Annotated in this window: 20 protein-coding genes; 8 read left to right on the top strand and 12 right to left on the bottom strand. The window is 60.8% G+C overall.

What is annotated here, in order from left to right; translation table 11 throughout:
- The first annotated feature begins 30 nt into the window (after positions 1–30).
- The gene (locus tag QUE41_RS19490) at positions 31–885 is read left to right on the top strand and encodes a TonB-dependent receptor (protein WP_286340617.1); all 855 of its coding nucleotides are present in this window, start codon (positions 31–33) and stop codon (positions 883–885) included.
- Between the two features lie 47 nt (positions 886–932).
- Here the strand turns inward: QUE41_RS19490 and yjgA are convergent, their stop codons facing one another.
- Positions 933–1,457 carry a ribosome biogenesis factor YjgA gene (gene yjgA, locus QUE41_RS19485; RefSeq protein ID WP_286340616.1) on the bottom strand — a complete coding sequence of 175 codons (525 nt, stop codon included), beginning with the start codon at positions 1,455–1,457 and terminating at the stop codon, positions 933–935.
- A 120-nt stretch (positions 1,458–1,577) separates the two neighbouring features.
- Between yjgA and pmbA the strand changes: the two genes are divergently transcribed.
- The gene (gene pmbA, locus QUE41_RS19480; protein WP_286340615.1) at positions 1,578–2,918 is read left to right on the top strand and encodes a metalloprotease PmbA; all 1,341 of its coding nucleotides are present in this window, start codon (positions 1,578–1,580) and stop codon (positions 2,916–2,918) included.
- A gap of 51 nt (positions 2,919–2,969) precedes the next feature.
- Here the strand turns inward: pmbA and QUE41_RS19475 are convergent, their stop codons facing one another.
- The 11 genes from QUE41_RS19475 to QUE41_RS19425 form a co-directional block, all read right to left on the bottom strand.
- On the bottom strand, positions 2,970–3,242 hold the full coding sequence (locus QUE41_RS19475; RefSeq protein ID WP_286340614.1) for an HPr family phosphocarrier protein: 273 nt from the start codon (positions 3,240–3,242) through the stop codon (positions 2,970–2,972).
- Positions 3,220–4,086: an RNase adapter RapZ gene (gene rapZ / locus QUE41_RS19470; RefSeq protein WP_286340613.1), complete on the bottom strand. Its 867-nt coding sequence runs from the start codon at positions 4,084–4,086 to the stop codon at positions 3,220–3,222. The genes QUE41_RS19475 and rapZ overlap by 23 nt, the downstream gene beginning before the upstream one ends.
- Positions 4,083–4,529 (bottom strand): PTS IIA-like nitrogen regulatory protein PtsN, encoded by a 447-nt coding sequence (gene ptsN, locus QUE41_RS19465; RefSeq protein ID WP_286340612.1) that lies wholly within the window; start codon positions 4,527–4,529, stop codon positions 4,083–4,085. Before ptsN ends, rapZ begins: the two co-directional genes overlap by 4 nt.
- A 2-nt stretch (positions 4,530–4,531) precedes the next feature.
- Entirely contained in the window at positions 4,532–4,819 is a 288-nt protein-coding gene (gene hpf, locus QUE41_RS19460) for a ribosome hibernation promoting factor (protein WP_028107778.1), read from the bottom strand.
- A 23-nt stretch (positions 4,820–4,842) separates the two neighbouring features.
- A complete protein-coding gene (locus QUE41_RS19455; RefSeq protein ID WP_286340611.1) occupies positions 4,843–6,294 on the bottom strand; it encodes an RNA polymerase factor sigma-54 in 1,452 nt (483 codons plus the stop codon).
- Positions 6,295–6,361: 67 nt separating this feature from the next.
- A complete protein-coding gene (gene lptB / locus QUE41_RS19450; protein WP_028107776.1) occupies positions 6,362–7,093 on the bottom strand; it encodes an LPS export ABC transporter ATP-binding protein in 732 nt (243 codons plus the stop codon).
- Positions 7,090–7,632, bottom strand: coding sequence for a lipopolysaccharide transport periplasmic protein LptA (gene lptA / locus QUE41_RS19445; protein WP_286340610.1), 543 nt, complete (start codon positions 7,630–7,632; stop codon positions 7,090–7,092). Before lptA ends, lptB begins: the two co-directional genes overlap by 4 nt.
- Positions 7,619–8,173 (bottom strand): LPS export ABC transporter periplasmic protein LptC, encoded by a 555-nt coding sequence (lptC, locus tag QUE41_RS19440; protein WP_286340609.1) that lies wholly within the window; start codon positions 8,171–8,173, stop codon positions 7,619–7,621. The genes lptA and lptC overlap by 14 nt, the downstream gene beginning before the upstream one ends.
- The gene (gene kdsC, locus QUE41_RS19435) at positions 8,170–8,718 is read right to left on the bottom strand and encodes a 3-deoxy-manno-octulosonate-8-phosphatase KdsC (protein ID WP_286342982.1); all 549 of its coding nucleotides are present in this window, start codon (positions 8,716–8,718) and stop codon (positions 8,170–8,172) included. Before kdsC ends, lptC begins: the two co-directional genes overlap by 4 nt.
- Before the next feature lie 5 nt (positions 8,719–8,723).
- The gene (locus QUE41_RS19430; protein WP_286340608.1) at positions 8,724–9,698 is read right to left on the bottom strand and encodes a KpsF/GutQ family sugar-phosphate isomerase; all 975 of its coding nucleotides are present in this window, start codon (positions 9,696–9,698) and stop codon (positions 8,724–8,726) included.
- A 17-nt stretch (positions 9,699–9,715) separates the two neighbouring features.
- On the bottom strand, positions 9,716–10,678 hold the full coding sequence (locus QUE41_RS19425; RefSeq protein WP_286340607.1) for a calcium/sodium antiporter: 963 nt from the start codon (positions 10,676–10,678) through the stop codon (positions 9,716–9,718).
- Positions 10,679–10,973: 295 nt separating this feature from the next.
- Between QUE41_RS19425 and QUE41_RS19420 the strand changes: the two genes are divergently transcribed.
- From QUE41_RS19420 to QUE41_RS19395, 6 genes are read left to right on the top strand one after another with little or no spacing between them, the layout of a single operon-like run.
- The gene (locus tag QUE41_RS19420; RefSeq protein WP_286340606.1) at positions 10,974–11,777 is read left to right on the top strand and encodes an ATP-binding cassette domain-containing protein; all 804 of its coding nucleotides are present in this window, start codon (positions 10,974–10,976) and stop codon (positions 11,775–11,777) included.
- On the top strand, positions 11,774–12,556 hold the full coding sequence (mlaE, locus tag QUE41_RS19415; protein ID WP_286340605.1) for a lipid asymmetry maintenance ABC transporter permease subunit MlaE: 783 nt from the start codon (positions 11,774–11,776) through the stop codon (positions 12,554–12,556). Before QUE41_RS19420 ends, mlaE begins: the two co-directional genes overlap by 4 nt.
- 1 nt (position 12,557) lies before the next feature.
- On the top strand, positions 12,558–13,025 hold the full coding sequence (gene mlaD / locus QUE41_RS19410; RefSeq protein WP_286340604.1) for an outer membrane lipid asymmetry maintenance protein MlaD: 468 nt from the start codon (positions 12,558–12,560) through the stop codon (positions 13,023–13,025).
- Positions 13,026–13,036: 11 nt separating this feature from the next.
- Positions 13,037–13,675 (top strand): MlaC/ttg2D family ABC transporter substrate-binding protein, encoded by a 639-nt coding sequence (locus QUE41_RS19405; protein ID WP_286340603.1) that lies wholly within the window; start codon positions 13,037–13,039, stop codon positions 13,673–13,675.
- A complete protein-coding gene (locus QUE41_RS19400) occupies positions 13,672–13,959 on the top strand; it encodes an STAS domain-containing protein (protein WP_286340602.1) in 288 nt (95 codons plus the stop codon). Before QUE41_RS19405 ends, QUE41_RS19400 begins: the two co-directional genes overlap by 4 nt.
- Before the next feature lie 19 nt (positions 13,960–13,978).
- Complete coding sequence (locus tag QUE41_RS19395; protein ID WP_286340601.1) at positions 13,979–14,230, top strand: BolA family protein; 252 nt, start codon at positions 13,979–13,981, stop codon at positions 14,228–14,230.
- Positions 14,231–14,242 lie beyond the last annotated feature (12 nt).

Raw genomic sequence — 14,242 nt, 5'->3', positions numbered from 1 at the left:
TCATGTTGTTTTGATTAACAAGGAATCGTGATGAACTGCCGTTATCTTGGATTACTGCTGCTGGCGTTCGGCGCCAGCGCCAATCAGCCCGCCCTGACCTTTACTCCCTATACCGTGGCCTTTCCCTCGGCGTCCCTCGAGGACAATGGCAAGGTGGGCCAGGAGATCTATGGTTTTACCCTGGATAAGGGGGGACGCCTCAATGACCAGTGGCTGATGAGCTGGCAGCTGGAGGGGGCCTACAGTGACTTTGATTTCAATAGAAGCTCGCTGATGGACGGGCGGCTCGAGGCCTGGGATAACGTCAAGACCCTGGGGGTGGGGGTGAACTTCACCAAGCCCAACCGAACCGGCCTGACCTGGTTCCTGGGGCCCAGGGTTCAGTGGGCCTACGCGGACACCACCTCGTTCGGTGACGGCTTCGGTTATGGTCTGCTGGCAGGGGCCAGCTATCCGGTCAGCGACACCCTGACCCTGGGCTTTGGCGGGGGCTATTTCAACGACCCCTATGATGTGCGCTGGATGCCGGTGCTGTTCATCAAGTGGCAGATCACCGATAAGCTCAGGCTGGATAACCCCTTCGAGCCCGGCTTCGCCGGCCGCGGCGGCCTGGAGCTCTCCTACAGGCTCAATCCCACCTGGGAGTTTGGGGCGGGCATGGCTTTCCGGACCCAGAACTTTGCCGTGGATGAGGGGGCCATTGAGATTGAACAGCCCCTAAGTTTCCTGCGGGGCAGTTTCACCGCCGAAGGGGGCTGGCGTCTGTCCGCCTACCTGGGGCACCGCTCCGAAGGGGAGTTCTCTCTGCGAGGGCCTAACGGCGGGGACAAGCGGGACCTGTCTTCAGAAAGTGCCTTGGGCGTGGTGGTGACCACTCATTTCTGAGGTGATTCAGTTAAAAAGCAGGGAGGCATTTGCCTCCCTCTTGGTATCTACTCTTCCATGTACTGACGAATCAGCTTGAACAGCTCCCGGGAGGACTTGGGCGGCTTGCTGGCCTTGGCTTCTTTGGCGGCCTGACGAATCAGTTGACGCACCCGCTGGCGCTCCTCGGCCATGGCGGGGACTTCGGCAAACAGCGCCTGCATGGCATCGTCACCCTCTGCAATCAGCCGGTCGCGCCACTGCTCCATCTTGTGGAACTCCTGGTTGGCCTGGTTGTGCTTGTTGCGAATCTTGTCCAGGGCGGCCACCAGAGGCTCGGGATCCCGGCTGCGCAGCAGCTTGCCAACAAACTGCAGTTGGCGGCGGTGGGCTTCGTTTTTCCCCTTCAGGCGCTGGGCCAGGGCAACGGCGACCTCCAGCTCTTCGTCCATGGGCACCTTGGCCAGGTCGTTCTTGCCCAGGGCCACAATTTCGTTGCCGATCTTCTGCAGCTGTTCCGCTTCCCGCTTAAGCTCCGATTTGCTGATCCACTCCTCTTCCTGGAGCTCCGGTTCCGGGCGTTTTGCTGCCATAGCTGTTCTCCTAAATGATTTGGGCGCCTATTCTAGCAGGCTATGAGCCGTCATGCCCCTATCGGAGCAGGGGCGGGGTTTGCTATCCTTTCTTGCAACTGAATTTTATGGAATCGACGAGTGACCCAAGTCAGCATTGAAGCCCAGCGTCAGCAGCTGGAGGAGGCGGTAGCCCTGGCCCTGGAAGAGGCCAAAAAACTGGGGGTGTCTGCCGCAGAGGTGGCCATCAGTAAGCAGCAGGGCTTGAGCGTCTCCACCCGCATGGGTGAAGTGGAGACCGTGGAGTTCAATAAGGACGGTGCCCTGGGCATCTCCCTCTACCGTGAGGGAGCCAAGGGCAATGCGTCCACCTCGGACCTCAGTGCCCAGGCGATTGTCGATGCGGTGCGGGCCGCCGATGGCATCGCCCGACATACCACGGCGGACCAGCATAACGGCCTGGCCGAAGCCGAACTGATGCCTACGTCGCTTCCTGACCTGGATCTCTACCACCCCCATGCCCTGACCCCGGAGGAGGGGATCGATCTGGCGGCCCGTTGTGAACAGGCGGCCCTGGAGAGCGACCACGGCATCGAGATGTCCGACGGTGCCAGCTGCAACAGCCACGCCGGCATCAAGGTGTACGGCAACAGCCATGGCTTTATCGGCAGCTATGCTTCCTCCCGCCACAGCCTCTCCTGTGTGCTGATCGGCAAGGATGAGCAGGGGATGGAGCGAGACTATGACTACACCGTGGGGCGTCGATTTGGCGATCTGGTGAACCCGGAGGCCCTGGGCATCAGCGCCGCCGCTAAGGTCAGCGCCCGTCTGGGTGCGCGCAAGATCGACACCTGCGAAGTGCCAGTGCTGTTCTCCGCCGAGACCGCCACCGGCCTGGTGGGTCACCTGGTGGGCGCCATCAGCGGTGCGTCACTCTATCGTCAGTCCTCCTTCCTGCTGGACAGCCTAGGCACCGAGATTCTGCCCCAGTGGTTCTCAATCGAAGAGAATCCTCATCTGCCCGTGGGCCTGGCCAGCGCTCCCTTCGATGGGGAGGGTGTGGCCACCCGTGCCCGGCAGATTGTCCGTGACGGCGTACTGGAGTCCTACCTGCTGACCGCTTACTCCGCCCGCCGCCTGGGGATGACCACCACGGGTCACGCCGGTGGCATCTACAACTGGCAACTGGCCAGCAATGGCGGCGATCTGGCCTCCATGCTGAAGCAGATGGGCACCGGCCTGTATGTGACCGAGCTGATGGGCCATGGTGTGAACGGCGTGACCGGTGATTACTCCCGTGGCGCCGCCGGCTTCTGGGTGGAGAACGGCATCATCCAGTATCCGGTGCACGAGATCACCATCGCCGGTAACCTGAAGCAGATGTACCGGGATATGGTGGCGGTGGGCACAGATGTGGATCCCCGCACCAGCATCAAGACGGGGTCCATCCTGCTGAGCGCCATGAAGGTGGCCGGTAACTGATTGGGGACCTAGTGTCGAAAAACAAAAAACCGGAGCCAGGCTCCGGTTTTTTTATTCTGATTCGTCGAATCGCCCGCTGAACAGTTGGGTGACCGCTTCCAGGGCGGGCTCGGCGTCCTGGCCTTCGCAGATCACCGTCACCTCCTGTCCCTGACAGGTTTGCAGCATCAGCAGCCCCAGCACGCTGTCGGCACTGGCGCTCTGGTCTCCATGGACCACCTGAATGTGGGCGTCGTAGTTGTGGGCCAGCTGCGCCAGCCGGGTGGCGGCGCGGGCGTGCAGGCCCAGCTTGTTGACCACCTTAAGGGTTCTTGTCAGCTTCACGTTTGTCCAGTTCACGATGACGGACCGAGGTCTGCTTCTGCCGCTGGCGGAAGCGTTGCTCCAGCTGTTCGGCGATGTAGACGCTGCGGTGCTGGCCGCCGGTACAGCCGATGGCGATGGTCAGGTAGGCGCGGTTGTTGCGCTCCAGCATCGGCAGCCAGTTGAGCAGAAAGTTTTCGGTGTGTTCGATAAAGCGCGCCACCATCCACTCCTTGGCGAAGTAGCGCTGCACCGGCTTGTCCAGGCCGGTGAGGGGACGCAGGGCGGGATCCCAGTGAGGGTTGGGCAGAAAGCGTACGTCGAACACGTAGTCCGCATCCTTGGGGATGCCATGCTTGAATCCGAAGGACTCAAACACCAGCAGCAGTTCCCGTTCCGCCTGCCCCAGCAGTCGGGTACGCATCTCGTCGGCCAACTGATGGACCGACAGGCCATCGGTCATGAAACTGTGGTCGGCCAGGTCGCGAATGGGGGCCAGCAGTTGGGTCTCTGAGGCGATCGCCTCCGCCAGGGAAGTGCCGCTGCGCGACAGGGGATGCAGTCTGCGGGTCTCGCTGTAGCGCTTGATCAGGCTGGCATCCGACGCATCCAGGAAGTAGATCTGTCGCTCGATGGAATCCGGCAGGTGCTTGAGTATCTCAGGAATCTGTTCCGCCTGGTCCGGCAGGTTGCGGATGTCCAGGCTGACCGCCAGGGTGTCGCATTGATCCAGCATCTCCTCCACCAGGGAGGGCAGCATCACCGCGGGCAGGTTGTCGACACAGTAGCAGCCCAGGTCTTCGAGGACCCGGAGGGCGACGGATTTGCCGGCACCGGAACGTCCGGAGAGGATGATCAGTTTCACGAGGTCACCAGGGCATAGAGCTCAGAGTCATTGCTGCATTTGCGCAGTGCCCGGCAGGTCTCTTTGTCCTGCAGGGTCTTGGCCATGGCGGCCAGAGTGGCCAGGTGCTCCTGTACGGCGTCCTCGGGGACAAACAGGGCAAACAGCAGGTCCACTGGCTTGCCATCGATGGCGTCGAAGGGGATCGCTTCGTCGCACTTGATGAACACGGCGATGGGGCGCTCGATGTTCGCCAGCCGGCCATGGGGCAGGGCGATTCCCTTGCCGATGCCGGTGCTGCCCATCCTCTCCCTGGCCAGCAGGCTTTCGAACAGCTGCTGGGGGTTGAGACTGCCGTGATGCTCGCCCGCCAGTTGGGAGATCATCTCCAGGGCGCGCTTTTTGCTAAGGCCCGGAGCGGCGATGGTGGCGCACTCCGGGCTGAGTAACGTGGTTATGTCCATGATTAATGGCGTGAAATTTTCTCTTTATGCTTGATAACCTGACGGTCCAGCTTGTCGATCAGGCCGTCGATGGCAGCGTACATGTTGTCGTGGTGGTGGGTCGCGTACACTTCGCGGCCACTCAGGTTCAGTTTGGCTTCGGCGGTTTGCTGTGCTTTCTCCACATTCAGCACCACGTAGACATTGGAGATATGGTCAAAGTGGCGCTCCAGCTTGTCGAACTTGGTGTGCACATAATCTCTCAGAGCGGTTGTGATCTCGACGTGATGACCGGTCAGATTGATTTGCATATAGGTTCCTCCTTTTTTGCTGGTTACAGCTGTTTCCGCTGATTGGATGGAGCTATGCCCAGGGCTTCCCTGTACTTGGCGATGGTCCGTCTCGCCACCTTGATTCCCTGTTCTGCCAGCAGCTCCGCCATTTTGCTGTCACTGAGAGGTTTTTTAGGATTCTCAGCAGCAACCAATTTTTTAATTAAAGCACGAATTGCCGTGGATGAGCACTCGCCGCCACTGTCGGTGCTGACGTGGCTGGAAAAGAAGTATTTCAGCTCGAAGATGCCACGGGGCGTATGCATGTATTTCTGGGTGGTCACCCGGGAGATAGTGGACTCGTGCATGTCCACCGCTTCCGCCACATCGTTGAGCACCATGGGCTTCATCGCCTCGTCACCATACTCCAGGAAGCCTTGCTGGAACTGGACGATGCAGTTGGCCACCTTGAGCAGGGTGTCGTTGCGGCTCTCCAGGCTCTTCAGGAACCACTTGGCTTCCTGCAGGTGACCGCGAACGAATTGGCTGTCTGCCTGATTGCGGCTGTTGCGGCTCAGGGCCGCATACTGTTCGTTGATGCGGATCTTGGGCATGGTGTCCGGATTGAGTTCCACTACCCAGCGCCCCTTGCGCTTGGAGACCGCCACATCGGGAATCACGTACTGGTCGTTATCGCTGACCAGGGCGCTGCCGGGACGCGGGTTGAGGGTCTGGATCAGCTCCATCGCCTCTTTGAGCTCCTCCTCCTTGAGGCGGGTCTTGCGCATCAGGCCGCGGAAGTCGCGATTGGCCAGCAGATCCATGTGCTCCTGGATCAGCATCCTGGCCTCTGCCAGCCAGGGGGTTCCCCCATCAAACTGACTCAGTTGCACCAGCAGGCACTCGGCCAGATCCCGGGCACAGACGCCCACAGGATCGAATCGTTGCACCCGCTTGAGCACCGCTTCCACCTCGTCCAGCTCCACCTCATCGTCGCCCATGGCTTCGAGAATGTCTTCGGCGGTCTGGGTCAGGTAGCCGCGTTCGTCGGTGGCATCAATGATGGCCACCGCGATGGCGCGGTCGGTATCGGACATGGGGGTCAGTTCCATCTGCCACAGCAGATGGCTTTGAAGGCTGTCGCCGGTGCTGCCCTGAAAGGGCATGTCGTCTTCCCGGCTGGACATGGGGGCCGGGGAGGAGGTGTAGTATTCGTCCCAGGAGGTGTCGACCTGAAGGTCATCGGGCATGTCGGTCTGACTCAGGGCCTCGCTGGTGTCCAGGCTGGCGGCTTCCGGAGCGGGCTCCAACTCATCCCGGGTGGCGGTGTCCGGGGTGTCGGGGACGGCTGGGCTGAGATCCTCCTCGACCTCAAGCAGGGGGTTGGCATCCAGAGCCTCCTGAATCTCCTGTTGGAGATCCAGCGTCGACAGTTGCAGCAGGCGAATGGCCTGTTGCAACTGCGGGGTCATGGTGAGCTGCTGTCCCAGCTTTAGCTGTAGAGAAGTCTTCATTTACAACAACCTGTCCTTATTCCTTCTTGTTATTTCCGGTTGTATTCCTGGTCGGGAGTTCAAATTACTATAGCTTGAACTGGTCGCCCAAGTATACCGAGCGCACCAGCTTGTTCTCTAGGATGGCGGCGGGTTCACCCTGGGCGATCAGCTCGCCGTGGCTGACGATGTAGGCGTGTTCACAGACGTCCAGAGTCTCCCGAACATTGTGGTCGGTGATCAGTACGCCCAGGCCGCGATCTCTCAGGTGCTGGATGATCTTCTTGATGTCGATCACCGAGATGGGGTCGACGCCGGCGAAGGGCTCGTCCAGCAGGATGAACTTGGGATCGGCAGCCAGGGCCCGGGCGATCTCTACCCGGCGGCGCTCGCCGCCGGACAGGCTCATTCCCAGGCTGTCGCGGATGTGGGTGATGTTGAACTCCTCCAGAAGCTGTTCCAGCTTCTCTACCCGCTGGGACTGGCTCAGGCCCTTGCGGGTCTGCAGCACCGCCATCAGGTTGTCGTACACCGACAGCTTGCGGAAGATGGAGGATTCCTGAGGCAGGTAGCCAATCCCCTTGCGGGCACGGCTGTGCATCGGCAGCAGGGTGATCTCCTCGCCGTCAATGAGGATCCGGCCCCGGTCGTTCTGCACCAGGCCCACCACCATGTAGAAGGTGGTGGTCTTGCCGGCGCCGTTGGGGCCCAGCAGGCCGACGATCTGGCCGGTGCTGACCTCAAGGCCAACGTTCTTGACCACTTCCCGGCCCTTGTAGGCCTTGGCCAGTTTCTCTGCGGTCAGGGTTGAGCGGGTCATTGCTGCTTCTCACCCTCTTTCTTTTCCTTGGGCTCGGCCAGGGATTTGAGATCGGTTTCTGCAGGCTGGAAGATGGTGGTGATCTGCTCATCCTTGTTGCCTTCGGCCACCAGCATCTGCTTCTCCAGGTCGTACTGGATGGTGTCGCCCTGGACCAGGCTGCCGGACTGGCGCATCTCCGCTTTCCCCTTCAGGGTCAGGATGCGCTTCTGGATGTCGTAGCGAATTTCGGCGGCTTCGGCCTGGGCCAGCTTGCCGTTCTCCATCATCTGTTGATAGGTGGCGGGAGAACCGGAGGCGATCAGGGTGGTCACCACCTTGTCGTCGGTGGCTTCGGCACGCAGTTCGTCGGCGTTGATCAGCAGGGTGCCCTGGGTGATGCGAACCCGGCCCGAGTAGATCAGCATGCCGTTGGGCAGATCCGCCCTGGAGTTATCGGCTTTGACCTCCACTTTCTCGTGAATGTCGCTGTCCAGGGCTGCGGCGCCGGTGCTGCCCAGCAGCATCATGGCGGCCAGAAGCAGTTTAATGGGTTTCATAGATGGCATTTACCTGACTCTTTAATTCAATCCGGTTCAAATTCAGATCCGCCCACAACCCTTTGGCGGTGATGTTAAAGCCCTCGCCATTGCCTTTGATCTGGCGGTTGGAGGTCATGATCATCGTCTCCAGGTCCAGTTCCAGATAGTCGGTGGTGATGGTCTTAAGTGGTTCATTGGGCTCGATGGCTGTGATGATAACATCATTTTCCAGTACCACGTGGCGGCCGTCGCTGAGTTGCCCCTGAGTGGCCTGCACCCGCCACTGCCCCTGGCTGTCTTCAGGGTAGAGCAGATAGTCCGGTTCCTGCAGGCGGGTCAGGGCCAGGGCCTGGTAGTGCTCCATCTGGTCGGCGCTGATCTCGGCACTGAGGCGGCCCGACTCCGAGTAGACGCGGCTGCGCAGGTTCTCGGCGACGAAGTCCGGCTGGTAGCTGGGTTTGACGTCCACCTGGGCCTGGTCCTTCATCACCATGGAGCGCCAGGTCAGCAGGATGGCGGCACCAAACAGGATGGCAATGGCTATCCCTTCGCGCTTCATACGCTCATCCCTTTGGCGTCCTTGAAGGTGCCCTGGGCTTCCATGATCAGATCGCACAGCTCACGGACGGCGCCAAAGCCGCCGCGGGTGCCGGTCACCAGGTGTGCCTGGCGCAGCAGCAACGGGTGGGCGTCGTTGACCGCCACGGACAGGCCGGCGAGTTCCATCACCGGGGCGTCCACCAGATCATCGCCGATGTAGGCGCACTGATGGTCCTCAAGACCCAGAGTGGTTTTCAGCTCCTCATAGGCACTGACCTTGTCCTCTACGCCCTGGTAGATGTGGGCGACGCCGAGGGCGCTCATGCGGGTCTGGACAATCTCGGAGCGGCGGCCGGTGATCACCGCCACCTGAACGCCGGTGCCCTGCAGGGCTTTGATGCCAAAACCGTCTCTGGTGTGGAACGCCTTGAGCTCTTCCCCCTGGTTGCCCAGGTAGATGCGGCCATCGGAGAAGACGCCGTCCACGTCACACACCAGCAGTCGGATGTTGGCGGCACGGTCCAGGTTGTCCTGGGATACAGGGCCATAGAGGGTATCGATCATGGTCATCAGAGTACTCCCGCTTTGAGCATGTCCATCATGTTAAGGGCGCCAACGGGCCGACCCTGGTCGTCGATGCGCACCAGGCCATTGATCTTGCGCTCCTCCATCAACTTGAGGGCTTCGGCCGCCAGGATGTTGTCCGCCAGGGTAATGGGGTTGGCGGTCATCACCTGACCTATGGTGCTGTTGTGGATCTCCACCCGGGCATCCAGCACCCGGCGCAGGTCGCCGTCGGTGAAGATGCCGGTCAGTATGCCGTTTGCATCGGTGACACAGGTCATCCCCAGTCCCTTGGCGGAGATCTCCAGCAGGGCTTCGGACAGGGGGACCTTCTCCTCGACGCAGGGCAGGTGCTCGCCCCGATGGGTCAGGTCGTCGACGCGCAGCAGCAACTTGCGCCCCAGGGCGCCGCCGGGGTGAGACAGGGCAAAGTCGTCGGCGGTGAAGCCTTTGGCCTGCAGCAGGGCGACCGCCAGGGCGTCCCCCATCACCAGGGTGGCGGTGGTGGAAGAGGTGGGGGCCAGACCCAGGGGGCAGGCTTCCTTCTCCACCTTGATGCACAGGTGCACCTGAGCCAGTCGGGCCAGGCTGGAGTCCGGTTTGCCGGTCATGGCGATCACCGGGATGCCCAGGCGGCGAATCACCGGCATCAGGGTCATGATTTCGCTGGCCTCGCCGGAGTTGGAGATGGCCACCACCACGTCCTGCTCGGTGAGCATCCCCAGGTCGCCGTGGCTGGCCTCGCCGGGGTGGACGAAGAAGGAGGGGGTGCCGGTACTGGCCAGGGTGGCGGCAATCTTGTTGCCCACGTGACCGGATTTGCCCATCCCCATGACGATCACCTTGCCCTGACAGGCCAGGAGCTGTTCACAGGCGGCCACAAAGCTGTCGTCGATGTATTGTTGCATCCCCTGCAGGGCTTCAATCTCCACATCGATCACTTCGCGTCCCCATTGACGCAGTTGAGAGGGGTTGGTCATGGTGTCGCTTTGCTCCTTTAACCCGCCTGACTAAACAGCATGCCCTGATAGGCAATAAATACAACCAGAAGGATAAGCCCTTCGATGCGTCCCAGAATCTGACGCTTTTTCATCCACAATAGCAGCAGAGGCGCCAGGCTGGTGGCCAGCATCATATAGAGATCCCGGCCGGCGGCGTTGGCGTCCACCTGGCCCGGGGCCAGCAGTGCCGGAATCGCCAGCACCGCAAGAATATTGAACAGGTTGGAGCCAACCACGTTGCCAATGGCCAGGTCGTCTTCATTCTTGAGGACGCCGGCGACGCAGGCGGCCAGCTCCGGCAGGCTGGTGCCCACGGCGATGATGGTCAGGCCGATCACCAGATCGGACATGCCGAACCATTGGGCGATGCCCACGGCGCCGTCCACCATCCAGCCCGAGGCCAGGGGCAGCAGCCCCATACCCAGCACCAGCCAGAACAGGGCCCTCGGCGTGGAGAGGTCCTTGGGGATCTCATCGTCGCTGTCCTGAGCCAGGGGGTCGGTATCCCGGTTCTGCCAGGCCTGAACGCAGAGAAACCCTAAAATGGCCACGAAGGCCACCAGCAGAATCAGGCCGTCGGTGCGGCTCAGCTCCAGATCGCTGAGCAGGTAGCCGGCCAGCAGGGTTCCGGCCATCATCAACGGCATCTCACGCTTGAGTGTGGTGCTGCTGACCACCAGCGGGCGCAACAGGGCGGTGGCGCCGAGGATAAAGGTGATGTTGGCGATGTTGGAACCGAGAACGTTACCTATGGCGGTATCGCCGCGCCCCTCCAGGGCCGCGGTGGCAGACACCATCATCTCCGGCGCGGAGGAGCCCATGGAGACGATGGTCAGGCCGATGATCAGTGAGGGCAGGCCCAGGTTGCGGGCAATGCCGGCGGCGCCGTAAACGAATCGGTCGGCGCTCCACACCAGCAGGGCAAGCCCGCCGGCTAGAAGTAACAGGTTGAGCAACATGGTTGAAAAAATGCCTGGCAGTATAAGAGGCGCATTGTCGCCCGAACATTTTGAAAAGAAAAGGGCGTCCCCCGTTGTTGAGTGCAAATTTTGGGGTGGATAAACTGGGTTCAGTGCCCGGCCTGGGCGAAAACCGGCTTCGCCCTGCGGAAACTCCAGCGACGTTGCGCTGTCTGAACTGAAACTGAATCGTGGGGGGAGGACGCTGTTTTGTTGTTAAATTTCTTCCCGATTCTTGGTAATCTGACCCATTACGATCTGAAGTCGTGTCTGAAATTAGGGAATGACGTTCTAAGTGGATACTCAACACAACCTGATCGAGGTTGAGGGGCTGACCTTCAGTCGCGGCAACCGCCGCATCTTCAAAGGGCTGGACCTGGTGATCCCCAAGGGGAAGGTCACGGCCATCATGGGCCCCAGCGGCATTGGTAAAACTACTCTGCTTAAACTGATTGGCGGCCAGTTGCGGCCCGACTCCGGGCGGGTGTTGTTTGATGGTGAGGATCTCCATCAGGCCGGTCGCCAGGATCTGTTTAAGATGCGCCGCCGCATGAGCATGCTGTTCCAGTCCGGCGCCCTGTTCACCGACATGTCGGTGTACGACAACATCGCCTTCCCCCTGCGCGAGCATACCCAGCTGAGTGAGTCACTGATTCGCAAGCTGGTGCTGATGAAGCTGGAGGCGGTGGGGCTGCGCGGGGCCGCGGGCCTGATGCCCTCCGAACTCTCCGGGGGGATGCAGCGTCGCGCCGCCCTGGCCAGGGCCATCGCCCTGGAGCCGGATCTGGTGATGTACGATGAGCCTTTTGCCGGCCAGGACCCCATCTCCATGGCGGTGCTGGTGAAGCTGATCAAGGAGCTGGGCCAGGCCCTGGATCTGACCTCTGTGGTGGTGAGCCATGATGTGCAGGAGGTGCTCTCCATCGCCGATTACGCCTATGTGATTGCCGACGGCCAGGTGATCGGTGCCGGAGACAGCCAGAGCCTGCTGTCCAATGGTGCACCCCAGTTGAACCAGTTCCTCAAGGGGCTGGCGGACGGTCCTGTGGCCTTCCATTATCCGGCTCAGGATTATCAACAGGAGCTGATGCACAAATGATTCTCGAATCCGTTGCCCGCCTCGGTGCTGCGGGGCTGGATAAGATCAGCTCCCTGGGCCGGGCAGGCTTGATGCTGTGGGGGGCGCTGGTGCACCGCCCTCAGCCGGCCAAGATGTGGCCGCTGCTGGCACGCCAGATCTACAACGTGGGGGTGCTCTCCATGTTGATCATCCTGGTGTCCGGCTTGTTCATCGGCATGGTGCTGGGACTTCAGGGCTACACCATCCTGGTGGACTTCGGCACCGAGGACAGCCTGGGCCCCATGGTGGCCCTGTCCCTGCTTCGTGAACTGGGGCCGGTGGTGACCGCCCTGCTGTTCGCCGGCCGGGCGGGCTCTGCCCTGACCGCCGAAATTGGTCTGATGAAGGCCACCGAGCAGCTGGCCAGCCTGGAGATGATGGCGGTGGATCCGCTGCGTCGGGTGATTGCTCCCCGATTCTGGGCCGGGGTGATCTCCATGCCTCTGCTGACGCTGATGTTTGTCGCCGTGGGTATCTGGGGCGGCCATCTGGTGGGCGTGGAGTGGAAAGGGATCGACGACGGTGCCTTCTGGTCTATCCTGCAAGCCTCGGTGGAGTGGCGCCAGGATATTGTGAATTGTCTGATTAAATCTGTCGCCTTTGCAGTGGTCGTGACCTGGATCGCCACCTACAAGGGCTACAACGCCGTTCCCACGGCCGAAGGATTGGGAAGAGCCACCACGGACACCGTAGTGCACGCCTCCCTGGCCGTATTGGGACTGGATTTTTTGCTGACCGCATTGATGTTTGGAAACTAGCATGACGAATAGAAAACTGGAGTTGGCCGTAGGTGCATTCCTGGCGGCCGGATTGATCGCCTTCCTGGTGCTGGTATTCAAGGTGGCGGACATCGATCCCCGGGCGCACAACAATGTGTACTACCTGACCGCCAAGTTCGACAACATCGGCAGCCTGAAGGAGCGTTCGCCGGTGAAGGTGGGGGGGGTGGTTGTGGGCCGTGTGGCCAAGATTGACCTGGATCCTGAGTTGTTGATCCCTGAGGTGACCCTGGCCATCGAGACCCGATTCAATCAGTTCTCAGACAACAGCAGTGCCTCAATCCTGACCTCCGGCCTGCTGGGTGAGCAGTACATCGGCCTCACCCCTGGGTTCATCGACGATGAATCTGAAATTCTGGAGGATGGCGGGCGTCTGGAGGACACCCGCAGCGCCATGGTTCTGGAGGAACTGATAGGCCAATTCCTGTATAGCGCCGGCAAAGAGTAACGGAGGAGCCGATGATCAAACGGATTCTACAACTGGGCCTGGTTCTGCTTGTGGCGGCAGTGATGCCAGCCAAGGCCACCAGCTACACCAACCCCTATGTGATGATGCAAGAGGTGGCGGACAAGGCGTTCAGCCGTCTGGCACAGGAGCGTGGCGAACTGGAGCAGGACCCTGCCAAGGTGCGCGCCCTCATCGATGAGGAGCTGCTGCCCTACATCGATTACAAGTACGCCGCCTACAAGGTGATGGGCCAGCAGGCACGCCGTGCCACCAAGGAGCAGCGCCTGGCGTTTACCGAACAGTTCAAAGAGTACATGCTGGCGACGTTCGCCAACGCTTTTAACAAGTACAACGACCAGACCCTGCAGTTCGCCCCTGAGCAACCCTATGGGGATGCCAAGATCGTGGCCATCAACGTGAAATTGATCGAAGAGCGCCGTGAGCCGGTGGATCTTCAGTTCAAGGCGCGCAAGAACAAGAAGGGTCATTGGAAAGTCTTTGATCTGGTGGCGGAAGGTATCAGCCTGTTGGCGTCTCAACAGGCCGAACTGGGCGGATTGATTCGTCAGAACGGCATCGAATCTGTCACGGCACAGTTGGCGGAGCGCAATCGACAGGGTATTGTGGCCACCACAGGACAGAGCCAATGAGCGCAACCGCCACCGTCCAGGGAGCCCGCCTGAGCCTAAACGGCCGGCTGGATCTGGACTCAGTGCCCTACTTTATCAAGCCGGGGCATAACCCCCTGACTGACGCCGTCACCGAGCTGGATTTGAGTGGCCTGAGCCACTGCGACAGCGCCGGTGTGGCCCTGCTGCTGCAGTGGGTGGCCGAGGCCCAGGGGCAGGGGCGTACCCTGAGTCTGGTGTCGGTACCGGCTAAGGTAAACGCGCTCCTCGAGCTCTACGATATCGAATTCTTAACACTCGCCTGAGGGCGAGAGGGAGAGGGAAATGCAGAACAGTGAAGTGGCCGATCTGTTGAAGGGCACCATGGAGCTGGATGAGGTTATCGTGACCTCAGAAGGTACCCACTACAAGGTGATCGCCGTGGGCGAGGTCTTTGACGGAATGAGCAAGGTGAAGCGCCAGCAGGCCGTGTATGGCCCGCTGATGGAGAGGATCACCGACGGCACCCTGCACGCCTTGACCATCAAGGCATTCACGCCAGCGGAGTGGCAACGCGAAAAGATGTTCAACCTCTGAGTGTGATTGATT

Origin of the sequence: Ferrimonas sp. YFM (genome assembly GCF_030296015.1) — a bacterium.
GTDB lineage: Bacteria > Pseudomonadota > Gammaproteobacteria > Enterobacterales > Shewanellaceae > Ferrimonas.
This window is presented reverse-complemented; position numbering and strand designations above follow the sequence as displayed.